The sequence below is a fragment of the Kribbella kalugense genome (assembly GCF_004365875.1).
Lineage (GTDB): Bacteria > Actinomycetota > Actinomycetes > Propionibacteriales > Kribbellaceae > Kribbella > Kribbella kalugense.
The window spans coordinates 795644-818264 of the sequence record NZ_SODF01000003.1; the positions used below are offsets into that span (position 1 = coordinate 795644).

General features: G+C 68.6%; 23 protein-coding genes. 10 read left to right on the forward strand and 13 right to left on the reverse strand.

What is annotated here, in order from left to right; translation table 11 throughout:
- The first annotated feature begins 2 nt into the window (after positions 1–2).
- Positions 3–1565 carry a hypothetical protein gene (locus EV650_RS35165; protein ID WP_134123461.1) on the forward strand — a complete coding sequence of 521 codons (1563 nt, stop codon included), beginning with the start codon at positions 3–5 and terminating at the stop codon, positions 1563–1565.
- Between the two features lie 76 nt (positions 1566–1641).
- Here EV650_RS35165 and yczE read toward each other — a convergent pair whose 3' ends face one another.
- On the reverse strand, positions 1642–2298 hold the full coding sequence (yczE, locus tag EV650_RS35170) for a membrane protein YczE (RefSeq protein ID WP_134123462.1): 657 nt from the start codon (positions 2296–2298) through the stop codon (positions 1642–1644).
- 63 nt (positions 2299–2361) lie between these two features.
- Here yczE and yczR point away from each other — a divergent pair, with 63 nt between their 5' ends.
- Complete coding sequence (yczR, locus tag EV650_RS35175; RefSeq protein ID WP_134123463.1) at positions 2362–3795, forward strand: MocR-like transcription factor YczR; 1434 nt, start codon at positions 2362–2364, stop codon at positions 3793–3795.
- Between the two features lie 184 nt (positions 3796–3979).
- Positions 3980–4624 (forward strand): peptide-methionine (S)-S-oxide reductase MsrA, encoded by a 645-nt coding sequence (gene msrA / locus EV650_RS35180; protein WP_134123464.1) that lies wholly within the window; start codon positions 3980–3982, stop codon positions 4622–4624.
- Positions 4625–4629: 5 nt separating this feature from the next.
- Here the strand turns inward: msrA and EV650_RS35185 are convergent, their stop codons facing one another.
- Together EV650_RS35185 and EV650_RS35190 are read right to left on the reverse strand one after the other, a co-directional pair.
- A complete protein-coding gene (locus EV650_RS35185) occupies positions 4630–5550 on the reverse strand; it encodes a lysylphosphatidylglycerol synthase transmembrane domain-containing protein (protein ID WP_202875198.1) in 921 nt (306 codons plus the stop codon).
- 91 nt (positions 5551–5641) lie between these two features.
- Entirely contained in the window at positions 5642–6658 is a 1017-nt protein-coding gene (locus tag EV650_RS35190; RefSeq protein WP_238174679.1) for a glycosyltransferase family 4 protein, read from the reverse strand.
- Positions 6659–6739: 81 nt separating this feature from the next.
- On the opposite strand from EV650_RS35190, the gene EV650_RS35195 reads away from it, so the two are divergent.
- Positions 6740–9040, forward strand: a complete 2301-nt coding sequence (locus EV650_RS35195) for a CDP-alcohol phosphatidyltransferase family protein (protein ID WP_202875199.1) — start codon at positions 6740–6742, stop codon at positions 9038–9040.
- Positions 9041–9054: 14 nt separating this feature from the next.
- On the opposite strand, the gene EV650_RS35200 is transcribed toward EV650_RS35195, so the two are convergent.
- Positions 9055–9816: a class I SAM-dependent methyltransferase gene (locus EV650_RS35200; RefSeq protein WP_134123466.1), complete on the reverse strand. Its 762-nt coding sequence runs from the start codon at positions 9814–9816 to the stop codon at positions 9055–9057.
- A gap of 63 nt (positions 9817–9879) precedes the next feature.
- Positions 9880–10500 (reverse strand): histidine phosphatase family protein, encoded by a 621-nt coding sequence (locus EV650_RS35205; RefSeq protein WP_134123467.1) that lies wholly within the window; start codon positions 10498–10500, stop codon positions 9880–9882.
- Positions 10501–10690: 190 nt separating this feature from the next.
- Here EV650_RS35205 and EV650_RS35210 point away from each other — a divergent pair, with 190 nt between their 5' ends.
- Entirely contained in the window at positions 10691–11056 is a 366-nt protein-coding gene (locus tag EV650_RS35210) for a YciI family protein (protein WP_134123468.1), read from the forward strand.
- Here the strand turns inward: EV650_RS35210 and EV650_RS35215 are convergent.
- From EV650_RS35215 to EV650_RS35230, 4 genes are all read right to left on the reverse strand, one after another.
- Entirely contained in the window at positions 11051–11686 is a 636-nt protein-coding gene (locus tag EV650_RS35215; RefSeq protein WP_134123469.1) for a hypothetical protein, read from the reverse strand. The two genes, EV650_RS35210 and EV650_RS35215, sit on opposite strands and share 6 nt — an antisense overlap.
- A gap of 58 nt (positions 11687–11744) precedes the next feature.
- Entirely contained in the window at positions 11745–12266 is a 522-nt protein-coding gene (locus EV650_RS35220) for a DinB family protein (protein ID WP_134123470.1), read from the reverse strand.
- Between the two features lie 74 nt (positions 12267–12340).
- Entirely contained in the window at positions 12341–12853 is a 513-nt protein-coding gene (locus EV650_RS35225; protein WP_134123471.1) for an RICIN domain-containing protein, read from the reverse strand.
- Between the two features lie 85 nt (positions 12854–12938).
- Complete coding sequence (locus EV650_RS35230; protein ID WP_134123472.1) at positions 12939–15665, reverse strand: AfsR/SARP family transcriptional regulator; 2727 nt, start codon at positions 15663–15665, stop codon at positions 12939–12941.
- Between the two features lie 120 nt (positions 15666–15785).
- Here EV650_RS35230 and EV650_RS35235 point away from each other — a divergent pair, with 120 nt between their 5' ends.
- From EV650_RS35235 to EV650_RS35250, 4 genes are all read left to right on the forward strand, one after another.
- On the forward strand, positions 15786–16610 hold the full coding sequence (locus EV650_RS35235) for an alpha/beta fold hydrolase (RefSeq protein WP_134123473.1): 825 nt from the start codon (positions 15786–15788) through the stop codon (positions 16608–16610).
- A 63-nt stretch (positions 16611–16673) separates the two neighbouring features.
- On the forward strand, positions 16674–17117 hold the full coding sequence (locus EV650_RS35240) for an alpha/beta fold hydrolase (protein WP_369409977.1): 444 nt from the start codon (positions 16674–16676) through the stop codon (positions 17115–17117).
- Positions 17118–17204: 87 nt separating this feature from the next.
- Positions 17205–17705, forward strand: a complete 501-nt coding sequence (locus tag EV650_RS35245) for a GNAT family N-acetyltransferase (protein WP_134123475.1) — start codon at positions 17205–17207, stop codon at positions 17703–17705.
- A 10-nt stretch (positions 17706–17715) separates the two neighbouring features.
- Complete coding sequence (locus EV650_RS35250; RefSeq protein ID WP_134123476.1) at positions 17716–18738, forward strand: NADPH:quinone reductase; 1023 nt, start codon at positions 17716–17718, stop codon at positions 18736–18738.
- Here EV650_RS35250 and EV650_RS35255 read toward each other — a convergent pair.
- Genes EV650_RS35255 through EV650_RS35265 form a run of 3 tightly spaced genes read right to left on the reverse strand, consistent with a single transcriptional unit; the run spans position 18722 to position 20470 of the window.
- Positions 18722–19546 carry an AAC(3) family N-acetyltransferase gene (locus tag EV650_RS35255; protein ID WP_134123477.1) on the reverse strand — a complete coding sequence of 275 codons (825 nt, stop codon included), beginning with the start codon at positions 19544–19546 and terminating at the stop codon, positions 18722–18724. The two genes, EV650_RS35250 and EV650_RS35255, sit on opposite strands and share 17 nt — an antisense overlap.
- A gap of 9 nt (positions 19547–19555) precedes the next feature.
- Entirely contained in the window at positions 19556–19954 is a 399-nt protein-coding gene (locus EV650_RS35260; RefSeq protein WP_134123478.1) for a nuclear transport factor 2 family protein, read from the reverse strand.
- Positions 19955–19990: 36 nt separating this feature from the next.
- A complete protein-coding gene (locus EV650_RS35265) occupies positions 19991–20470 on the reverse strand; it encodes an NUDIX domain-containing protein (protein WP_238174680.1) in 480 nt (159 codons plus the stop codon).
- 19 nt (positions 20471–20489) lie between these two features.
- Here EV650_RS35265 and EV650_RS35270 point away from each other — a divergent pair, with 19 nt between their 5' ends.
- On the forward strand, positions 20490–21230 hold the full coding sequence (locus EV650_RS35270) for a hypothetical protein (protein ID WP_238174681.1): 741 nt from the start codon (positions 20490–20492) through the stop codon (positions 21228–21230).
- Here the strand turns inward: EV650_RS35270 and EV650_RS35275 are convergent.
- Positions 21196–22554, reverse strand: a complete 1359-nt coding sequence (locus EV650_RS35275; RefSeq protein WP_134123480.1) for an FAD-binding oxidoreductase — start codon at positions 22552–22554, stop codon at positions 21196–21198. The genes EV650_RS35270 and EV650_RS35275 overlap by 35 nt on opposite strands.
- Between the last annotated feature and the right edge of the window lie 67 nt (positions 22555–22621).

Sequence of the window (22621 nt, forward strand, 5' to 3'; positions counted from 1 at the left end):
CCATGAGCGAAACCTCTTCCGAAGGTCGCGGCGGCCGGTTCTCCCGCTGGCGCAGCAGGTCCCGCGGCACGAACACCATGAAGGCCGGGTTCACGCTGGCCAAGCACAACGCCGGGAACCTGAACAAGGCCACCCTGGAGGGCATCAGCCGCGCCAAGGTGACCCCGGCCGACCTGCAGCAGACGGCGCAGGCGGCCGTCAATGCGGAGGCTCGCGGCGGTGCGTACATCGCCCAGTCGCAGCGACTGGGCCAGGTCCTGACCGATCGGATGCAGGCGAACCGAGCCCCGCAGGGCCGGACCATCAACCCGATCCGTCGCGCAGTCAGAGGGATCTCCCGCTGGCACCACCAGCGGAACGGAGCCAAGATCGTCAAGGCCGGCATGGTGATGGCGGCGAAACAGGCGAAGAACGCGGACCCGGGTGTTAAGTATGCCCTGGACCCGCGCGCGGGCGGAAAGCTGAACCCGGCGAATATCGCGGCCTTGGTCGAGGGCCGGTTGGATCAGGTCTTCGGGCCGCAGGCGATGAACGCTCAGCAGCAACAGGCGCAGCAGGGGCCGGGTCAACAAGTCCAGGGGCCGGGTCAGCAGGTGCCTCAGCAAGGGGCACAGCAGGCGCCGTCGCTGATGGATCAGCTGCAGATGGGCGAGCAGCGGCAGATCGCGCTGATGGCAGAGATGCAGCAGCTGCAGGTCCAGATGCAGCAGCTGGTGCAGGAGCGGATGGCGCAGCTCGAGCAAGAGGTCGCCAACCTGTCCGCGATGCAGGGTCGGATGGCGCAGATGAACCAGCAGTTCAACCAGCAGGTCAACCAGCAGGTGGGTCAGCCGCAGGCGCAGGTTCAGCAAGACCCGGACGCCAGGTTCAACGTCGGCCAGCACGCGATCATCCAGACCGGCGAACCGGCTCAGACCGGCGAAGCGGCTCAGCCCGGCGAACCGGCCGTTACCGGCGAACCGGCCCCGACCGCGGAAACCGCTCAGCTGTCGGCCGAAGGCGACCCACAGCAAGTCCCGGCCCCGGCCAACCAGCAAGCAGCCGAGGGCGACGGTCCGCAGCTCGGCGGCGGGGACGACGGTCAACAGCTCGGCGGCGGGGACGACGCCCAGCAGGTCGAGGGCGGTGAGCCGCCAGTCGTCGCCGCTCAGCCGGAAGTCGAGGGTGACGCCCAGCAGCTCGGTGACGGTGCTGACGGCGCTCAGCCGCAGGTTGCTCCGAGCGGTGCCCAGCAGGCGGTCCAAGGCGGGCCGGCGAGCGGCCAGCAGGTCGAGGGTGACGGGCGGGCGGCTGAGGAGCTGCCTCTGGGTGAGGTATGGAGCAGGATCGCCGAGCGCCAGGACGCGCCGGAAGCCCAGAAAACGGGCCCCGAGAACGATGCCGCGAAGGTGTCGGCGGCGACCGACCCGGCCATCCGCGCCGGCCTCAACGAGATCAAGCCACGCCCGTCGACCGCAGCGCAAGCCACGAAGACCGCCCAGTCCTCGAGAGAAGACACCACCGGAGCACAGCGCGCCGGCTCAGCCGCGAGCAAGAACACGCAGCAGACCGGCCCCCGCACCTGATCACCAGCCGGTCGAACTGATCACCACCCCGAACGCCGCCGCTCACCCGGCGGCGTTCGTCGTACCCGGCCGAACCTCAGGACTTCAGGCGCACCGTGAAGATCGGCAGCAGGATGTGGACCAGCGGACCGATCGACAAGGCGTAGACGACGGTGCCGACGCCGATCGAGCCGCCCATAAGGAATCCGGTGGCGAGGACCGCGAGTTCGATCGACGTACGGACCAGGCGGACGCTCAGGCCGGTACGGCGTACCAGGCCGGTCATCAGGCCGTCGCGGGGACCGGGGCCGAACTGCGCGCCGATGTAGAGCGCGCCGGCCAGTGCGTTGACGACCACGCCCGCGAGCATGAAGACGATCCGGAGCCAGAGCGCGTCCGGCCGGTCGACCGTGGCCAGCGTCAGGTCGGTGACCAGCCCGATCACGATGGCGTTGCTGATGGTGCCGAGGCCGGGCCACTGACGCAGCGGGATCCAAGCGAGCAGTACGACGAAACTGACCGCGATCACGATCGTGCCGAAGCTGAGCGGGACGTGCTTGGTGATGCCGGAGTGGAACACGTCCCACGGGTCCAGGCCGAGATTGCCCTGAATCATCAGGCCCATCGACGCGCCGTACAGGGTCAGGCCGACGTACAGCTGCACGAGGCGGCGCGGCAGGTGGCCTGCTTTCAGCTGCTGAAGAGGGCTGATGGCGGCGAGCTGACGCGGCGGCGCGGCGGAAGTGGCGGTCACGTTCTCTAGTATCCGAGTCAAGTGGCCTGGTATTCGATAGCCAATTAGGCGATAGTGGACTGCATGCGTGAACGCTATCTTCCGGCCAGCACGTTGTCCGGCCTGCTCGGCGAGTGGGCCGACGGGACCGGTCCGGCGTACCGCGTCCTGGCCGAGCGGCTGCGGCTGCTGATCGCGGACGGCCGGATCATGCCCGGGTCGCGGCTGCCGAGCGAGCGGGAGCTGACGGACGCACTGGGAGTCAGTCGTACGACGGTGGCGTCGGCGTACCGGGAGCTGCGGGACAGCGGGTATCTGATGAGCCGGCGTGGTTCGGGCAGTGTCACGGCACTGCCGTCGAAGGTCATGCCGGAGCTCGGGCGGCACCACGCGCCGGGGATCGACGCCGAGGGGCTGTACGACTTCACCTGCGCGGCGCCGTCCGCCATACCGGGGATCAGTACGGCGGTGGCGTCGGCGGCTGCCGAGTTGCCGGTGCACCTGACGACGCCGGGGTACCACCCGCAGGGGTTGCCGGTGCTGCGGGAGGAGATCGCTGCGGCGTACGAGGAGCGCGGGCTGCCGACGTCGCCGGACCAGATCATCGTGACCGCGGGTGCGTTGGCCGCGACCTCGATCGCGGTGCGGGCGATCACGCAGATCGGCGATCGGGTCCTCACGGAGAGCCCGACGCATCCGAACTCGGTGGATGCGATCCGGCGGAGCGGTTGCCGGGTCGTCGCCGTACCGATGTCGCCGGGTGGCTGGGACCTGCCATTGCTGGAGGCAACCATTCGGCAGACGGCGCCGCGGGCAGCGTGGATGGTGGTCGACTTCCAGAATCCGACCGGCTGGTTGATGTCTGCCGCGGATCGGCAGCGGTTGGCGCTGGCCTTCGCGCGGAGCCGGACGACCGCGATCGTGGACGAGACACTGTTCGAGCTGTCACTGGACGGGCAGGAGATGCCGCCGCCGTTCGCGTCGTACGACCCCGACGGCGTGATCACGGTCGGGTCGGTGAGCAAGTCGTTCTGGGGCGGGCTGCGGGTCGGGTGGATGCGCGTGCCGGAGGCGCTGGTCGCGCGGGTGCTGGACGCGCGGGCGTCGATGGACCTCGGTACGCCGGTACTGGAGCAACTGGTCGTCGCCGGGCTGCTCAGGCAGCGTTCGACGTTGCTGCCGGAGCGTCGGGCCGAACTCGCCCGCCGCCGCGACGCCCTGGCCGATGCGGTCTCGCTGGAGCTCCCCTCGTGGCGATTCCGGCTCCCGTCCGGCGGACTCTCGCTGTGGTGCGAGCTGCCCGAACCGGTCGGATCGAGTCTGGTCGGCGTCGCCCAGCGCAACGGCGTACTCCTGGTCGCCGGCTCCCGCTTCTCCCCCGACGGCGGCCTCGAGTCCTTCATCCGCCTCCCGTTCACCCTCGACACGGACGCCCTCCGCGAAGGCGTCCGGCGGCTCGCCGAGTCGTACGGCGATCCGGGTACTCCGACCCGCCGAACCGGCGCGATGATCGCGTGACGGCGGACTCCCAGGCCATCACAATCGCGGTCGGCGAACGTACGTAGGCGGGGCTCCGGCGGGATCGCGCGATTGTGATGGCGTGGCCGTCCGGAGCGTCATCGTGCCGTAAGGGGTGCGGGGAAGGTTCGCCTTACATCCGGCGTTGAGAGACTATGAAAGTCACTCTGCGAGAGGCGTGAGAATGTCGTTCTTCACCCGCAACACCGCCATGGTCGAGGCCCAGGCCGCTCTGCCCGGCCGCGCCACCCCGGGCTTCGCCGTACCGGACGAGAACATCGTCCTGCACACGCCGCAGACCGCCGCCGCGCCCGAGGGGTTCGAGGAGGTCTGGTTCGGCACCGGATGCTTCTGGGGAACCGAGGAGATCTTCTGGCAGCAGCCCGGCGTGTACACCACCGCCGTCGGCTACGCGGGCGGTTACACCCCGAACCCGACGTACGAAGAGGTTTGCACCGGCCAGACCGGCCAGACCGAGGCCGTCCGAGTCGTGTACGACCCGACCAAGACCACCTTCACCGACCTGCTGAAGGTCTTCTGGGAGACCCACGACCCGACACAGGGCATGCGCCAGGGCAACGACCTCGGGTCGCAGTACCGCTCGGCCGTCTATTACACGACCGACGCCCAGCGCGCCGAGGCCGAACGCACCCGCGACCTCTACGCCCCCGTCATCAAGCCCCTCGGCTACGGCGACATCACCACCGAAATCGCCCCCGCCACCACCTTCTACTACGCCGAGGGCTACCACCAGCAGTACCTCTACAAGAACCCCAACGGGTACCGCTGCCACAGCAACACCGGCGCGAAGTTCCCGGCCGACGTCTGACGGATTTACCGCGATGCCTCTGGACTCTCTGAGTTCAGGGGCATCGGGCGTATTGGGGCGGGCGCGGTGCGGTGACGTGCGACTAGCAGGACGATGGCTCCGGGGAGGGTTGCGACCAGGGCGAGCATGCCGTAGACGACCGCGACGGTGACGCCTAGTGCCGCGCCCAGGCCGACCGCGCTGAAGGCCCAGGCGGCTGCGCCCTCGCGTGGGCCCCAGCCTGCGATGTTCGTCGGCACCGCCGAGGCCGTCAGCACGACCAGTGCGACAGGCAGCAGCCGAGCCGGCGATACATCCGCTCCGGTCGCTCGTACTGCGATCAGGAACACGGCGACGTGGCCGAGTACGGCGACGGTGGAGGCGAGCAGGACGCGCGGCCAGACCCGCGGCGCGAGGACCGCATTGCGGAGGTCGCTGGTGAAGGCGCGTCCGATCCGCGAGGAGAGGCGACGTCCGTTCAGAAAGAGGAGTACGGCGATCAGCACCACGCCTGCGACGACCACCACCGTCACGGCGATCGAGGGAACGAAGGAGCCGGCCAAGAACAGCACGCCCACCGTCAGCACGAGCTGTACCGCGAATCCCGACGCCCGCTCCCACGCGACGGCCCGCAGGCTACGGCCCAGGTCGCCGACCTCACGCCCGTGGCGTACGGCGCGGTGTACGTCGCCCACCACTCCGCCGGGCAGCGTGGCGTTGAGGAACTGGGATCGGTAGTACGCCGCCACCGCCGTCCTCAGCGGTAGCTCGACGCCGAGCCCGCCGGCGATGAGCCTCCACCGCCATGCACAGCACAACGTGGTCAGCGAGGTGATCGCGAGCGCGGCCGCGATCGGCCAACCGGTCGTCAGCCGGAGCCCGTCCACCAACGGGCCCGTGCCTACCCGCCAAACGAGAACGGCGAGGATCGCGGCGCCGCCCGCCACGCGGGCCCAGGTCCAGACGCTTCGGCTGATGGCGGTTCCGATCTCGTAGTAGGACGTCGTACCAGTAACACGACTGTCACCTGCTGCTGGTTCATCCGGCGACTTCCGACAGCACAGCCGACAGTTCGCGTGAGGTCTGTGACCAGTCGGTCAGAGTCAGGCGCCGGGATCTGGCCGCCACGCGCAGCCGTGTGCGCTCTTTCGGGTCACGCAGCCACCGACGCAGCGCCTGCGCGAGAGCCTGTGGGTCGCCCGGCGCGACCAGCAGGCCCGGTCGGCTGCCGTCGGGGGCGCGGCCAAGCGCCTCCGGCACGCCACCGACGTTCGTGGCGACGACCGGCAGCCCGCGAGCGAGCGCCTCGGTGACGACCATGCCGTAGGTCTCGAACTGGGAGGCCAGCACCAAGACGTCCGCCTCTGCGTAGGCGCGCTCGAGTTCGGCGCCTGTGAGCGGCCCGGTGAAGCACACCCGGTCGACCAGGCCCCGGTCCTTGGCCTGCCGCTGCAGTCCGTCGACGAACTCCACATCGAGGTTCAACGAACCGACGAAATCGCATCGCCACGCCGGATCGTCAACCGCGGCCAGCGCCTCAAGCAGGACGTCGGTGCCCTTGGTCGGGGTGACCGCTCCGACACAGAGCAACCGTCCTCCGGACGGCGAACCCGATGCCAGGTCGGCCACGTCGACACCCGGCGGTACGACGTACACGCGATCGTTGGGCAGCGGGTAGTGGTCGAGCAGCCACCGCCGGGTCCAGTTGCTCGTGGCCACGATCGCGGATGCCGCCGACAGCGTGGCGACCTCGCGCGCCTCGTCCCGCGGCATGTGCAGGAGTACGACGATCCGCAGGCGGTCGGCCTCCAGCTTCAGCACCTCGGGGACCACGGACGCCAGCAGGCCATCGACCAACACCAGTTCACCGTCCGGGACTCGGGCCAGCACCGCTCCCATGGCCGCCGCGTCCGGCTGGGGCCACTGGCCGGCCACGGCGTGCTCGTGTACTGACCAGCCGAGTGCCATGAGCCCATCACAGATCCGACGGTCGTAGACGTTGCCACCGCTGGGTCGCTGCGGGTCGTCGATCCCGTCCGGGACCAGGAAATGCACCGCAGCCTCCTTCGCTCGCACGGATGAACCGGTGCGACGCTGTTCTCGTATGACTGTCGTACCCGTAGCTACGGAGGCACTGTGCGTCTGGTTCAGGGTCGAGTGCGCAGCCGCATCCCGATCGGCCCGCTCGCCGGCTTCGCTGGTTTGCTCGTGCTGCTCGGCGTACTCGCAGCGGTCACCGACCTCGACGTCGCCGGCTGGGTGACCGGCGTCGCCTGCGGAGCCGGTCTTGCCGCGCTCGTCGCCCGCGCGATGGCCCATCACCGTCGTGACGGGCTCGGGCCTGCGGACAGAGTGACCCTGGCTCGCGCGGTCCTCGCCTGCGGGGTCGCGGCGCTCACGGCGGACTCGTTCGGCGGCCCGGCGCCGGTGGCGATCCTCGTGACGCTCGCGACGATCGGGCTGGTCCTCGACGGAGTGGACGGCAAGGTCGCCCGGCGTACCGGCACCGTTTCGGCGTTCGGCGCGCGGTTCGACATGGAAGTCGACGCGTTCCTGATCATGGTCCTGAGCGTGTACGTCGCCCGTACGACGGGCTGGTGGGTGCTTGCGATCGGTTTGGCCCGCTATCTGTTCGTGGTCGCCGGCTGGGCGTTGCCGTGGCTGCGCGGTTCGCTCCCGCCTCGCTACTGGGCCAAGGTGGTCGCCGCGATCCAGGGCATCGCCCTGACCGTCGCAGTGGCCGGCTTCCTGCCCGATGCCGTGACCACGGTCGTGGTGCTGATCGCACTGGGACTGCTGGCCGAGTCGTTCGGCCGTCAGATCTGGGGGCTGTGGCGCCAGGCCGGAAGTCCGCGCGGCACTCGCGCCACCGTGATGTCGGCGCTGGCAGTGCTGCTGGTTTGGGCCGCGCTCGTCGTACCGGACCACACCGGCAACCTGTCGCCGACCACCTTCCTCCGGATCCCGCTCGAGGGCCTGGTGTTCGTCGTCCTCGTCTGCGTGCTGCCGTCGAGACTCGCGCGGATCCTCGCGCTGATCGGCGGTTTCCTTGCCGGGGTGCTGCTGATTCTGCGGCTGCTCGACAGAGGCTTCTACTTCGCCTTCGACCGCGCCTTCCATCCCGTGTACGACGCGGCGTACGTCGGCTCCGGCCTTGGACTGCTCGGCGACTCGATCGGCCGCGTCGGCGCCCTCGCAGTCTTCATCGGAGTCGGAGTCCTCTGCCTGGCCCTGCTCACCGTGCTGCCGTTGTCGGCGGTGCGGGTGACCCGGCTCGTGGCGAGTCACCGGCGGCCGACGATCCGGATCGTCGCCGTCCTGGCCGCAATCTCGATCGTGCCCGCGCTGACCGGCGCCTGGCCGGAGCCCGTACGACCGCTCGCCTCGACCTCCGCGGCTCGGCTCGCCACGCAGGTCGGTGACGACCTCCGCGACCAGCGGGGGTTCGTCCAGGCGCTCAAGCAGGATCCCTTCCGCGACACCCCGGGCAACGACCTGCTGACCGGCCTGAAGGGCAAGGACGTGCTCCTGGTCTTCGTGGAGAGCTACGGACGTACGGCGCTCGACTCTCCTGTGGTCGGGTCGGCGCTGGAGGCCGGGGACCAGCGGCTGCAGCAGGCAGGCTTCTCCTCGCGCAGCGGCTTCCTCACCTCGCCGACGTACGGCGGCATCAGCTGGCTGGCGCACTCCACCCTGCAGTCCGGGCTGTGGGTGAACAGCCAGCAGCGGTACGACTACCTCGTCACCCTCGACCGGCTCACTCTCACCGACGCGTTCGGTCGCGCCGGCTGGCGGACAGTGGCCGACGTACCGTCCAACGACAAGGACTGGTCGGTGGCGACGACGTACTACCACTACGACATGGTCTACGACCGCAGGAACGTGGGGTACGCCGGGCCGTCGTTCAGCTATGCCTCGATGCCTGACCAGTACACCCTGGCCGCGCTCCAGCGGCTCGAGCTGGAGAAGCCGAACCGCGCTCCCGTCATGGCCGAGGTCGACCTGGTTTCCAGCCACACCCCCTGGGCACCGCTCCCCCGGCTGGTCGACTGGAGCCGAGTGGGTGACGGCTCGGTCTTCGACCCGATGCCGGCCGAGGGCGACTCGCCGGAAGACGTATGGCGGCAGCCGGACCGGGTGAAGGCCGCGTACGCACAGTCCATCGCCTACTCGCTCGACGCCCTGACCTCGTTCGTACAGCAACTCCACGACCGCAACCTGGTCCTCATCGTCCTCGGCGACCATCAACCGGCCAGCATCGTCTCAGGCAACGGTGCGAGCCACGACGTACCGGTAAGCATCATCGCCGCCGACCCAGCCGTAACGAACCTGCTAGCGACCTGGGGCTGGCAGACCGGCCTACGCCCAGCCCCCGCCGCCCCAACCTGGCCAATGGACACCTTCCGAGACCGCTTCCTAACCACCTACAGCCACTAGCGTCCGGCGTGTTGTCAGTGGTTGCGGCGGGCGAGGTGGGTGGTGATTTGGGCGTCGATTTCTACGGTTTCGGGGAGGGCTTCGAGGGTTCGGCGGAAGACGTGGTCTCGGTCTGTGGGCGGGAGCATGACGTACGCCGAGACGGTCGAGAGATATCCGATGAAGTCGTGGGCGGTCATCGTCAGACGCTGTTCGATGGTCGCTTGCCGGACGTCGGTGAACGACTCGGTCTGCTCGAGCTCGGTGCCGGGCCACTGCATCGGTCGATCCGCGGGCGTGCCGTCGGGTGACGGGACGCCGTCGTACCCCATGTACGGCTCACGTGCCACGCGCGCGGCCTCCTGGACGGCCGGGTCGGCCAGCTGGATAGGTACGCCGAACGAGGCGAACACACCACCCGGCCGGACCAGCGCGGCCATGCGGTCCCACCGGCCTTCGGGGTTGGTCCAGTGGAGCGCGGCGGCCGAGTACACCAGGTCGTACGACGTATCGAGCGGCAGGTCCTCGAATGCCGCCTGCATGGTGGTGACGTCTGCCGGCAGGTGCTTGCGCAGCTCCGCGAGCATCGCCGCGTCAGGCTCGGTCGCCGTAACCGCGATCCCGCCCTGCGCGAACAGCCGCGTCGCCTTCCCCGTCCCGGCACCGATCTCGAGAGCAGTCCGGATCGGCTCACCGGCGTACCCCGTCACCAGCTCAAAAAGCTCCACCGGATACCCCGGCCGAAACCGCTCGTACGCCTCCGCTACCGCCCCAAAACTCAACGCCCGAACAACCATGCCAGCATCCTGACAGCCCCACACCCACAGCGCCTGCCATTTTCCCCGGCGTCGCTGAGGTGCTCAGATGTGTTGCTCTGCGGGGAAGCCGGTCCAGCGTAGGTCAGCGGGTAGATGTTGCATGTCGTTGTACAGCAGGACCGTCGAGGGGCGGCCGGGTGTGTAGCGGATGACGGTTAGCGCGGCATTGCAGTGGGAAAGGCTGAGCCACCGCCACTTCGGCGCATCCATCGCGTCTCGGACGAGCCAGCCGATCAAGAAGTTGTGGGTCACCACGAGCTCGTGCACTTCGTCGTCCACCGGCCGGGTAAAGCGCTCCACGGCCAGGCGGGCCAACTCAGGTCCGCGCTCGAGTTCCTCGGGTGAAGCCTGCTGGAGGAATCTGAGCAGGTAGTCAGCGGACTCCACCGGTAACTCGTGCTTCTCCGGCGCGTACGGGACGTAGTCACCGGCCGCCTCCGAAACGTCCAGCGGGACGTCCTTCGTCAACTGCTCCCTGACCAGGCGCGCGGTTTGGGCTGCCCGTGGGAGCGGACCGTGATGAACGGCGGACAGAGGGACATCCTGCAGTCGCCGGCCGAGCAGGACCGCCTGACGACGACCTCGCTCGGTCAGCCCACTCTCGTCCGGCAGAGCCTCGGCATGCCTGACGAGGTACAGGTACCGGCTGACCGTTCTGTTCATTCGGTACTCCGTCCGCGGCTGACGACCCATCCCTCTTCTGTGGACGCCGCCTACCCAACCCCGGTTCGCTAACGCCAGCCCAGTGCCACACCGGCGTACCGTAAATCCGCGCCAGGTGTCGGATCGGGCTGCTCTTGTTCGTGGTGAGGGTAGAGGTGGCCGTGGGGGTCACTGTGGTGGAGGAGGAAGCATGACCGAGTACGTCATTCTCTTTAATGATGAGTGGGTGCCGGAGCATACGGATGAGGAGTTGCTCGGGAAGTCCAGGGCGCTCAGGCCGTTGCTGGCCGAGATGCGGGCTGCCGGGGTGCTCATCTTCACCGGCGGGCTCGACACCGATGCCCCCGTGTTCAGTGTTGACGCGTCCAGCGGTACGCCGTTGTTCACCGACGGGCCGTACGTCGAGTCGAAGGAGCACCTCGGCGGGTTCGCCGTCGTCGATGTGGCCGACGAAGAGGCGGCGCGCCTGTGGGCGGGAAAGATCGCGGTGGCCTGCGGTTGGCCGCAGGAGGTGCACCGCTTCCAGGTCCCCAGGCAATTCCCGGGGAACTCATAGGCTCTTGGTGTTGTTCTCGCGGTGCTTGCCCACGTAGCCCCTGGCGGCCGGACGTGCCGTGTCACGACCGGCGGACTTGTAGGGAGCAGCCAGCCCTGCGGTGATCGCTCGGGCAATGACGGCAGGATCCGGAGCCACAGCGCGAGGCAGACTGGGCGGCGGAACGATCGGAGCGGTGAAGCGCGGCTCGACGACCTTGCCCAAGGCAACCGTCCGCCGGAAGCTGTCCGCGATCACGTTGAGGGACGCGGCATCCGCGGTCCCGGCCAGCCGAGGGTGGTGCGCCGTACGCCGCAGTACTTGCGACGCCGCGAGCAGATTGCTCAGCTGCTGCGTGTGCTCCCGGCGCGGACGCCACCTGCGGACCTGGCACCGATCCACGGCCGTCTCGAGCTCGGCTGCGACGTCCAGCATCGTGTTCGCCAAGCTTCGAAGCGAAGGATCGTCGCCCGTCCACACCCGTAGTGCGACATCGCGCAGCGTCCTTCGCGTCTCGCCGAGGTACTTCGCGAGCTTCCGGAGCCGCCGGTTGTCACGGACCCAGCGGCGCGCGAGGACCGCGACCTCCCACACCGCACACCCGGCGGCGCCGATGAGCGCGCCCGAGACCACGAACCCACCGATCACCACCTCATCCTGCCTACGTCAGGACCGCGGATCCACCTTTCTCATAAGCCGCTAACGGCGGTCAGCCCATAGTTTTCTGGCCGTCGATGGATTCCCGGATGATGTCGGCGTGGCCGGCGTGCTGCGCGGTCTCGGCGGTGATGTGGAGGAAGACGCGGCGGACCGACCAGAAGACGCCCGGCGGTTGCCACGGAGCGGACGGGAGTTCGTAGCTGGTGTCGAGGTCCAGCGTGCGGACCAAGTCGTCGGTGGCGGCGGCCACCTTCTCGTACTCCACGAGTACGCCGGCCAGCGTCTCGCCGTCGGTGAGGCGGAACTGGTTCTGCCACTCGGCGATCACCTCCGGCGTGTACTCCGTCGCCGTCTGTTCCCCCTTGCCCTGGGCGAACTCGGCCCAGTGCTGCTCGACCGTCGACACGTGCTTGATCAGGCCACCGACCGTCAACTCGCTGGCGGTACTGCGGGTGCTCGCCTGCTCGTCCGTCAGGCCCTGCGCGGTGTGCCGCAGGAAGTACCGGTGCTTGGCCAGGAACTCGAGGATGTCAGCCCGCTCACCGGTCACCGTCTGCTCGTTCGTCGTCATACCCTGACTCTAGAAGCAGTAGCGGCCAAGTACTGGCCTCTACTCGAGAAGAGCAGAGGCCAGTACTTCGAAGTTCAGGACCAGCTCTGGTACGCGCGGTACTTGCTGGAGTCCGACCAGCACGGCATCGTGCGCAAGCCCTTCGAGCTGTCGTCGAGGCATCGACCGGTGCCCTGGTTCTGCAGCCGGATCGTGCCGTCGGAGTACGTCGCCTTCTTCCAGCTCTGCAGTTTCGAGTTCGGGTTGGAACTGGGCCAGCAGGAGATGGTGCGCAGGCCGTTCGAGCTGTCGTCGAGGCACTCGCCGGTTCCGACGCTCCTGAGCTGACGCGTCTGGTCGTTCCAGACGTGGATCTGCCACTTCTGCGTCGACAGGTTGTTACACCCGAGCGTCCGGAGACCCTTTCCGCTGTCGTCGAGGCAGCGCTGGGTCGCCTTGTTCTTCAGCGTCTGCACCGGGTCGGCCGCGACGACCATCTGCTTGCTCAGGTCGCGGTCGAGCGGCCGGGCAGCGGCCGGCCCGGTCGAGGTCCCGACCAGTGCGGCGCCAACGGCCAGGCCCATCAGTGCGATACGAAAGCTACTCATTGTTTCCTCCCGAGTTGTTGTCAGTTCGGGATCCACACTCACAACGAGCACTGGCGGCGCGATGGCGCGGCAATGGCGCGACCGCTCAGCTGAGCTTGGCGCGGACCGCGACGGCGGTCGGGTGGTCGAGCTCCTCGAGCATTCCGGCAGCGCGACCCCAGTACTCGCGGGCTGTCGCGTGCTCGCCGAGAGTTTCGTGGATGTCGCCGACCGCCTCGAAACTCTCGGCCAGTTCGAGGCGCCGACCGAGAAGCTCCTGCAACTCGATCGCCCGTCGGTAGCAGCGGAGAGCGTCGTCGGGTCTGCCGAGCCGCCCATAGGCGAAGCCGAGACTGTCCAGCGTGTCGGCCTCGCCGTGCAGTTCACCGATATCCCGCAGCTCGGCCAGCGCCTGCTCGCAACAGCGGACGGCTTCCTCGTAGTCCCCCAACTCGGCGTGATACCAACCGGCGTTGTTCAGCGCGTTGGCGTACCCGGACCGGTGACCGACCTGTGCATACCGGGTCTGTGCTTCCGTCGCCGCGACGATCGCGTCGGCCTTGCGACCTTGAGCCGACTGGATCCGGCCGATGCCGACGTACGCATGCGCCTCGCCGGTCACGTCCCCGAGCGACCGCGAAAGCTCGAGCGCCTGCTGTTCCTCGTCGAACGCCACGTCCAGCCGGCGCAGCCGAAGGTGCATGCGGGCGAGGCTGCGATGCGCCCGGGCCTGCTCGGCCACGAGGCCCAGCCTGGTCGCCGCGGCCAGGCCACGTCTCTGTACGGCGATGAGCTCGTTCCAGTCACCCTGCTGGTCCTGGAAGTCGGCCAGCGACCACGCCAACCGCCAGACCTGCTCGTCGAAGCCGTCGAGGTGGGTAAGCCCGCCCAGGGTGCGGTGCCGTGCGGCGAACCAGTCCATCGCTGCGGCACGCGATGCCGGTGGATCGACGACCACGGCCGGATCGGCCGGCAACAGGCTCGCCGGATCGCGGGTCGGGCTCAGTTGCAGCGCGGCGGCATGGCCTGTGTGCACCAGCAGGTCGAGCAACCGCCCGAGCGCGGCCCGGGCCTCGGCCGGCTCCGCGAGCTCGATCGCGTAGCTACGCAGCAAGTCGTGCATCGCGTACCAACCCGGCGCGGTCTCGCTGAGCTGATGCGAGTGACACAGCTCGTCGAGCTGCTGGTGAGCCTGTGCAGCGGTCACACCGGCCAGCGCCGCGGCTTCCGCGGTGTCCAGCTCCGGACCGGGATGTACGCCGAGCAACCGGAACAGCCGCGCCCCGGACGGACTCAACGATCGGTACGACCAGGAGAACACCGCTCTCGCATCGGTTGCCGGATCACCGGCAGACAACGCGTCCAGGACGTTCCGGCGGAGCTCGGTGACAAGGCTCGCCAGCGGCCAGTTCGGGTGCAGGTCGGCGAGCGCACCGACAACCGCGAGCGCGAGTGGCAGTCCTGCGCAGCCGGCCACCAGCTCGTCGAAGGCCGCTCGCTCCTGAGCGAACCGTTCCGGACCGATCCTTGCCTCAAGCAACAGTTGGGCCGCGTCGGCGCCGAACGGCTCGAGCGTTACCGCAGCCGCCTGCTCCGTGACCACGAGGCCGGCCAAACGGTCACGGCTGGTGACCACAGTCAGGCAGCCGGGGCCGCCGGCCAGCAGTGGCCGGGCCTGCTCGGCCGACCGGGCATTATCGAGAACCAGGAGTACCCGGCGGTCCTCGAGCAAGCTACGGAGCGCGGCTGTGCCGGCCTCGAGATCCGCGGGCACCCGGTCCGGCGGCGTCCCGAGAGCGATGAGGAACCGGGACAACGTCGTACCGGGATCGGCGGTCCGGCCGGACGGATCGAAACCCCGGAGGTCGGCGTACAGCTGTCCGTCGGGGAACTGCTCGGCGATCTGCCGGGCCCAGTGCACCGCGAGGGTGGTCTTGCCGATTCCCGCCGGTCCGGTGACCACGCACAGGCCCGCTGCCGGTCGGGTCCGGATGCGGTCGAGGTACTCGTCGAGCCGTTTGAGGGAGCCGCCGCGGCCGACGAATCCGGGCACGCCCGCCGGTAGCTGGCGCGGTACCAGCAGCTGCCGGGCCGGTTCAGGTTCATTTGACGCGAGGATGCGCGCCTGCAACTCTTGCGCGGCCGCCGACGGCTGCACACCGAGCTGCTCGTCCAGCACGCGCCACAACCGCTGGTAGGTGTCGAGCGCCTCGGCGCGCCGACCAGCGCGACACTGTGCCGTCATCAGCAGCTGCCACGGCAACTCCCGCAACGGATGCCGTGCAGTCAGAGCCTGCAGCTCCGGTACGACGGCACCGTGCCGGCCGAGGTCGAGCTCACCCTGCAAGCAGGTCTCCAGGACCGCGAGCCGACCCTCCTCGAGTTCGCCGGCGCGCTGACGGACCGCGGGCAGGTCGACGTCGGCGAGGAAATCCCCCGACCACAGCGCCAACGCCTCCCGGAACCGGGCCACCGCGTCCGGCACCCGCTGCTCGTCCAGCGCGGACCGGCCGGCGGCGACCAGCCGTTCGTACTCGGACAGATCGGATTCCCCTGCCGGCACCCGCAGTACATAACCGTCCGGCCGGCTGTCGATCCGCAACGCCGACCCCTCGAGCCGGCGCCGGATCCGATACACACACGACTGCAGAGTCGTGCGTGCGCTTCGCGGCGGCTCTCCACTCCAAAGCTGGTCGACCAGCCAGTCCGTCGGCGCGACCGCACCGGCATGTACGGCGAGCAGTGCCAGTACGCCGCGCTGTCGAGCCGCGTCGAGGCCAACCCGCTCGCCGTCGACCCGCAACTCGAGCGCTCCGAGCACCCTCAACTGCATGCTGGTCAGCGTAACTGCCGACGGTGGCACGGACGGGTTGTCGCGAGTACTGTGACTCGGGGGTGGCTGGGGGACAACCCGTTGTGGACAAAGGGTTTTCGAGCTGAGGGGGTCCGAATCATGGGCACGATCACGACCAGCGACGGCACCGAGATCTACTACAAGGACTGGGGCGAGGGACAGCCGATCGTCTTCAGTCACGGTTGGCCGTTGTCGGCCGACGACTGGGACAACCAACTCCTGTTCTTCCTGTCGAAGGGGTACCGCGTCGTCGCGCACGACCGGCGTGGACACGGCCGGTCGACGCAGACCGGTGACGGTCACGACATGGACCACTACGCCGACGATCTCAAGGCAGTCGTCGACCATCTCGACCTGCACGACTGCATCCACGTCGGCCACTCGACCGGCGGCGGCGAGGTCGTGCACTACCTCGCCCGGCACGGCGAGGATCGAGCCGCCAAGGCCGCGCTGCTCTGCGCGGTCCCGCCGCTGATGGTGAAGACCGACGCGAACCCCGAGGGCCTGCCCAAGGAGGTCTTCGACGACCTGCAGAACCAGCTCGCCGCGAACCGTTCGGTGTTCTACCGCGCGCTCCCGGAGGGACCGTTCTACGGCTACAACCGGCCCGGTGCCGAGCCCTCCGAGGCGATCATCGCGAACTGGTGGCGGCAGGGCATGATGGGCGGCGCCAAGGCGCACTACGACGGCATCGTCGCGTTCTCCCAGACCGACTTCACCGCGGACCTGGGACAGATCACCATCCCGGTGCTCGTCGTACACAGTGAGGACGACCAGATCGTCCCGTACGCCGACGCCGGGCCGAAGTCGGCCGCCTTGCTCAAGAACGGCGTCCTGAAGACGTACCAGGGTCTCCCCCACGGACTGCCCACGACGCACGCCGACGTGGTCAACGCGGACCTGCTCGAGTTCATCCAGTCCTAGAAGATTCCCCGGCTTCGTCACGCATTTGCGCGCCCTCCCGGCGACAGCCTGACGAAAGGCTTCATCGATGCATCACCGCACCAGAGTCCTCGCCGCGCCAGCCAGGACTCCGCACTCGCCGTCCCCGACCCGTCGACGGTCTTCGATTTCGTCCCGTACCCCGGGGCTCCGGCCGGTGACGTGGACCTGTACCTCAAGCACGACACGTTCGTGAAGTCGTTCGCGTCCGGGCTGTCGCGCAGCGCGGCCGAGAAGCTCTTCCCGTCGCAGCGTCCGCTCACCCTCAGCGCCGGCAACGGCATCTCCGGTCCGCCGGCCTGGGCCTCGATCAAGTCCTGGTACGTCCTCGGCACGAAGGACCTGATCATCACGCCGACCGCCCAGAACTTCATGGCCACCCGGGCCCACTCCACCATCACCCGCATCCCGGCGGGCCACCTAGGACTCATCTCCGACCCAGGCCCGATCACCAAGGTCATCGAAACCGCAGCCCGCGCAACCAGCTGACCAACCGCCGCGGGTCGTCCGGATAATTCGAGCGACCCGCGGTCGTGCGCGGGACTAGGCTGCCCCGCAACTTCCTGGGGAGGCCTGATGGGTGACGAGTTGGAGATCCGGCCGTTGCGGCCGGACGATCCGCCGGTGATTTCGGCTGCACTCAACGCGTTGGGCTGGGACAAGCCCGAGAGTCAGTACGTGCGGTATCTGGCCGAGCAGGAGGCCGGGACCCGCGACGTCTTGGTGGCGACCGTCGACGGCGCGTACGTCGGGTACGTGACCGTCTACTGGGTTTCGCCGTACTTCGAGACCATCCCGGAGATCTCGGATTTCAACGTGTTGCCGTCGTACCGCCGGCGTGGGATCGGATCCGCGTTGATGGATGCGGCGGAGGCGAAGGTGGCCGAGCGGTCCGCGGTGGTGGGGATCGGGGTCGGGCTGTACGCCGATTACGGGAGCGCACAACGGATGTACGTTCGCCGTGGATACATTCCGGATGGCCGCGGAGTGCTCTACAAGCTCGAGCAGGTTCCGCCGGGCGAGACGGTTCGGATTGACGACGACGCCATCCTCATGTTCACCAAGCGGCTGAGGTAGCGTCACAGGTGTGCGTGCCATCGAGTATTCGCGGACCGGTGAACCTGACGTCCTGACCCTCGTGGACAGGCCGCTGACCGATCCGGGACCAGGTGAAGTGCGGGTCCAGATCCATCGGTCGGGCGTCAACCCGACCGACTGGAAGTCGCGCAAGGGCAGCGAGGCCGGTACGCCGGTCGATCCGCCGCAGGTGCCGAACCAGGACGGCTCCGGTGTCGTCGACGCCGTCGGTCAAGGCGTCGACGCAGGCCTGGTCGGCCGTCCGGTCTGGATCTGGGAAGCCGCTTTCGGGCGACCCTCCGGAGGCACCGCGCAGGAGTACGCCGTGGTGCCGATTCGGCACGTGGTTCCGCTGCCGGACGGAGCGTCGTACGACCTCGGCGCTTCGCTGGGCGTGCCGTTCCTGACCGCGCATCGCTGCCTGACGGTGACCGAGGACGGGCCCGATCGGCTCGGTCCGGGCAAGCTGGCCGGCCGTACGGTCCTGGTTGCCGGTGGCGCCGGCGCGGTCGGCAACGCGGCGATCCAGCTCGCGCGCTGGTCCGACGCAACCGTGATCACCACCGTCAGTAGCCCGGAGAAGGGCAACCTGGCCGCGCTGGCGGGCGCCGACCACATCATCAATTACAAGCAGGAGGACGTGGTCGCGGAAGTCCGCGCGATCTCGCCGCACGGCGTGAACACGATCGTCGAGGTGTCGCCCGCGGCCAACGCGGCCATCGACGCCGCGGTCGTCGCGATGCACGGCTCGGTCGCGGTCTACGCGACCGACGGCGGCGAGTCGATGGAGCTCCCGGTCCGGGCATCGATGACGCCGAACGTCCGCTGGCAGTTCGTCCTGGTCTACAACGCGCCGGAGCCGTGGCGTCCGCGTGCCATCGACGACGTCACCGCGGCGATCCAGGCCGGCGCCGTTCGGGTCGGACCCGAGGCCGGGCTCCCGTTGCACCACTACTCGCTCGAGCAGGCAGCCGAAGCACACGCGGCCGTCGAGCAGAGCATCGTCGGCAAGGTCCTTATCGACGTCCGTTGATCTGCTGGAAGGCTGCTGCGCAACGGCATTCGGGGTCGTCGGTGCAGAGCAGGGCAGCCGGGTCGTCCAGGATGAGCTGCCGAGTTGCCGCGAGTACGGCATCCTTGGGGATTCGTCGTACGCGCGCCTGACCGATCTGGACCTCCTTCGTCGCAGGACGGAGTACCGGCTCGATGTCGTCGAAGCGGTGGCTCTCGCCGGGCACGTTCGGGAGCTCGACCCAGAGGCCGTCGGCCGATTTCGCGTAGCGGTAGAAGAGGGAACGGCCGAGGTACTGCTCGGCGAGATGGATCGTGGTGTTGGAGGTGTGGGTGACGCCGAGGAGGAGTACGTCGCCGTTGAGGGCCTCGATCGGGCCAAGCGGCCAGTCGGGGCGCTGCGCCTCGAGGAGCCGTTCGGCGGCTGGACCGGCGGCCTGGTAGGCGAAGAGCGGGTGTGAGGTGCGCTGCGGCCAACTGATCCGGCGGAAGTCCTCCGGGATCCGGCCGAGCCAGCGGTCGACCGGCAGATCGGTCCGGAAACTGGTTGCCTGCGACAACTTTTTGTCGAACTCGTCCCAGTCGGCGGCATTCCAGTAGGCGTTGTCCGGTCGGACCATCCCGGGCGGCGCCGGGATTCCGGTCAGGTCCCAGGTCCCGGCCGGCATCAGCACGGTCCCGCACACCTCGGTCAGCGCCGAACAGACCGCCTCCGCCCCACCGTCGACGTACCCGAACGAACTGAGCGACGAGTGCACGATCACCTCAGACGTCTGATCCAACCCAAGCTGGCGCAGCCCGTCGACAACATCCGCCCTGGCCACATCCATGCCGGAAGACTATGTGGTCAACGTGTCGCCGTGCCGGTGAAATACCTTCCAGCTACCGGCCTCGCGGCGGTAGAGCTGGGTGACTCGGAGGGTGTACGTGCGCGGCTCGCCGTTCACGCTCACCGACGTGTGCTCGTAGCCGATCGTGTACGCGAGATCGCCGATCGCGTCGGCCGAGACGACCTCGTGCACGTACGACGTACAGTCCGAGAAGTCCTGCTCCAGCCGATGGAAGACCTCCTCGGCGCCGGCGGCCGTCGTCGCGCTCTTCCAGGCACCGAACAGTGTCACCGGGTCCTGCGTCGACCAGATCGCGCGGCGAGGATTTCCGTCGCCGTTGTGGATCGCGACTTCCGCGTCCCGCAGCTCACTCTCCACCCACTTCAGAAACTCCGCTCGCTCACTCATCTTCCGATTGAAAGCCCGCCGGCCGAACGCGACAACCTAGTAGGCCTGAAACAGTCCGGTCTTCCGGAACTCGGCGTGCAGCTTCAGGACCACCTCGGTTGGCGGGTGCAGCGGACCGGGCGGGTCGGAGAAGAAGCCGGCTTCCAGGACCTCGTCTGGGGCGGGGCGGAGGGTGCCGGTCCAGTGGCGGGTTTCGAAGCAGAGGGCGAAGCATTGGACGACATCGCCGTTCGGGTAGGTCAGCGTGTGGACGTCAGCCCGCGACAGGCTGGCGAACGGGACGAGGTCCTCCGGGGCGACTGTCAGTCCGGTCTCCTCGTGGAACTCCCGGGCCGCCGTACTGCGGAAGTCGTCGCCGGGCTCCGCTCCACCGGCTGGGAGCTCCCACAGACCGGAGTCGCGACTCCTTTGGAAGAGGATGCGGTCCGTCGAGTCCACCGCGAGTACCTGGGCGCCAGGCAGCAGCAGGAGGCGGGAGCCGACGTGGTGGCGGAGCTGGGTGAGGTAGGAGTCCACCAATGAGAGGGTAGGGCGCGTGGATTGGGTGAGGCGGCGGGCCGGGTGGGTGCTGGGACTGGGACTGACCGGTGCGCTGGTGTGGACGGCAGTGGTCACGTTGTCGCAGCCCAACTGGTACGACCCGAGCGAGGACTGCACCAAGAGACTCGGCGGCGACCCCACGGCGATCCACACCGGCTGGTTCCCGCCTTCGGCGAGCTGCGTGTACGGCGACGAGGTCCGCCAATACATGTCGACGACCCGCTCCGTCGTCCTCTCCATCATCGGCGTACTGCTCCTGATCGTCGTCGCAGCCGGCCTGATCCTGACCGTACGTCGACTGACCGGCAACGCCGGCCCGGTCCGTACCGCCGACACCGTCGACCTCCGCAAACGGCGCATCACCCACCTGGCCTTCGGAGCTCTCGACACAGCCGTCGTCTTCGCGGTCGTGACCGTCCTCAACGCGTCCGCGATCGTCTTCGGCGGTCTCCCCGGCGGCATCCTGTTCGTCGTGATCACCCTCGTCGGCCTCAGTGCACTCTGCACAGCGCTCGACCGTCACATGGGTCCGCTCCCCAGCAGCGCGATCGAGAGCCGTCGTCGCGGCACGATCGCCGGCGCCGCGGTCTTCGGCGTGGTCTTCGCCGCGACCGCGATCACCGGACAGCTCCCGTTCTTCCGGCTCTGGTCCATCCCGGTGGCCGGGGTCGCGTACGCCGTGATCGCCGGCGTGCAGTGGTCTAGGTCGACCACCCAGGCTCAATATTCTGGTTGAGCTGGAAGACGTTCTCGGGATCGTACTGACACTTGACCCGGGCCAGCCGCTTGTAGTTCGCCGTACCGAATCCGGCGATCACCCGTTCTTGCCCTTCGTGCCCGATGAAGTTCAGGTACACGTGCCCGGTCGACCACGGCTCCAGGTCCGAACACACGTCCCGCGCCCACCGGATCCCGCGCTCGTCCGCACACGGATCCGTCCAGGCCCCGAACGGATGCGCGACCCACTCCGCATACCGGTACGCCTGCGGCCAGTCCCCGGCACCACGCCGTACGGCGCCACCCCACGGCAGCACCACCTGCTGCGACGGTGACGGCGAGATCATCTCCCGGGCCCGATCGCAGAACGCCAGTACGGCGGGATCAGGGAACGCCCGCAGGTGTTCGGCGGACCAGTAGTTCCGGAACCCGGCCGGACTGTCCAGCGCAGCCTGGAGCTCGGTGTACGGCATCTCCGCGATGAACTGCCCCTCCGGCGCCAGCGCGAACATCGGCTCGAAGGCCTCGCGCGTCTCGTCCACCCCACCGGCGTACACCGCGACTGCCATCACAACCGGCTGCCCCTGCAGACCCTCCGGCACGAAGGAAGCCGGCGGCCCGGTCAGAAACTCCACGCCACCGCCAAGGTCCTCAGATGCGCCCGCCTCGAAGAGATCGCGGTACGCACGGAGCACCGACGGACCGGCCGCCTGCGGCCACACCAGCAACGCCAGCGTCGTCGTCACCACCTGAGTGAGCCGGAACGTCAGCGAAGTCGCCACCCCGAAGTTCCCGCCACCACCGTGCAACGCCCAGAACAGCTCGGTGTTCTTGGTCTCGTCCGCGATCAGCAACTGCCCGTCCGCGGTGACGAGCTCGACGGAGATCAACGCGTCCGACGCCAGCCCGAGCTTCCGCTCCAACCAGCCCGAACCGCCACCCAGCGTCAACCCGGCCACCCCGGTCGACGGGACCCGGCCGCCGGTCGTCAGCAAGCAGTACGGCTGCCCGGCTCGATCGAGGTCACTCCACGTCGCCCCGCCGCCCACGCGGGCGATCCGGGCGAACGGATCGACCTGCACGCTGTTCATCCGCCGTAGATCCACGACCAGGCCGCCATCGGAGACAGCCGCCCCGGTCACCGCGTGACCACCGCCGCGGACCGAGATCTCGAGCTCCCGAGCGACGCCGTACCGGACCGCGGCCTGGACGTCGGCCGCCGACTCACACTGCGCGATCATCGCCGGCTTCCGGTCGACCATCGCGTTGAACACCGTCCGGGCCGCGTCGTACTCCGAGTCCCCGGCCTGCAACAGAACGCCACCAAACCCCGTTGGTCTCATCGCAGTTCCCCCACTCCCCTCGCTGAGAATGCGCCGAGACCTTTGCCCCGGTCAACATCCTGAGTGA

What these genes read in the sequence shown, in the direction of transcription:
- EV650_RS35260 (WP_134123478.1), bottom strand. Translation starts at nt 19,954, where the DNA reads ATGAGTGAGCGAGCGGAGTTTCTGAAGTGGGTGGAGAGTGAGCTGCGG.
- EV650_RS35245 (WP_134123475.1), top strand. Translation starts at nt 17,205, where the DNA reads ATGGGTGACGAGTTGGAGATCCGGCCGTTGCGGCCGGACGATCCGCCG.
- msrA (WP_134123464.1), top strand. Translation starts at nt 3,980, where the DNA reads ATGTCGTTCTTCACCCGCAACACCGCCATGGTCGAGGCCCAGGCCGCT.
- yczR (WP_134123463.1), top strand. Translation starts at nt 2,362, where the DNA reads ATGCGTGAACGCTATCTTCCGGCCAGCACGTTGTCCGGCCTGCTCGGC.
- EV650_RS35235 (WP_134123473.1), top strand. Translation starts at nt 15,786, where the DNA reads ATGGGCACGATCACGACCAGCGACGGCACCGAGATCTACTACAAGGAC.
- EV650_RS35220 (WP_134123470.1), bottom strand. Translation starts at nt 12,266, where the DNA reads ATGACGACGAACGAGCAGACGGTGACCGGTGAGCGGGCTGACATCCTC.
- EV650_RS35210 (WP_134123468.1), top strand. Translation starts at nt 10,691, where the DNA reads ATGACCGAGTACGTCATTCTCTTTAATGATGAGTGGGTGCCGGAGCAT.
- EV650_RS35275 (WP_134123480.1), bottom strand. Translation starts at nt 22,554, where the DNA reads ATGAGACCAACGGGGTTTGGTGGCGTTCTGTTGCAGGCCGGGGACTCG.
- EV650_RS35225 (WP_134123471.1), bottom strand. Translation starts at nt 12,853, where the DNA reads ATGAGTAGCTTTCGTATCGCACTGATGGGCCTGGCCGTTGGCGCCGCA.
- EV650_RS35230 (WP_134123472.1), bottom strand. Translation starts at nt 15,665, where the DNA reads ATGCAGTTGAGGGTGCTCGGAGCGCTCGAGTTGCGGGTCGACGGCGAG.
- EV650_RS35205 (WP_134123467.1), bottom strand. Translation starts at nt 10,500, where the DNA reads ATGAACAGAACGGTCAGCCGGTACCTGTACCTCGTCAGGCATGCCGAG.
- EV650_RS35255 (WP_134123477.1), bottom strand. Translation starts at nt 19,546, where the DNA reads ATGGATGTGGCCAGGGCGGATGTTGTCGACGGGCTGCGCCAGCTTGGG.
- EV650_RS35200 (WP_134123466.1), bottom strand. Translation starts at nt 9,816, where the DNA reads ATGGTTGTTCGGGCGTTGAGTTTTGGGGCGGTAGCGGAGGCGTACGAG.
- EV650_RS35165 (WP_134123461.1), top strand. Translation starts at nt 3, where the DNA reads ATGAGCGAAACCTCTTCCGAAGGTCGCGGCGGCCGGTTCTCCCGCTGG.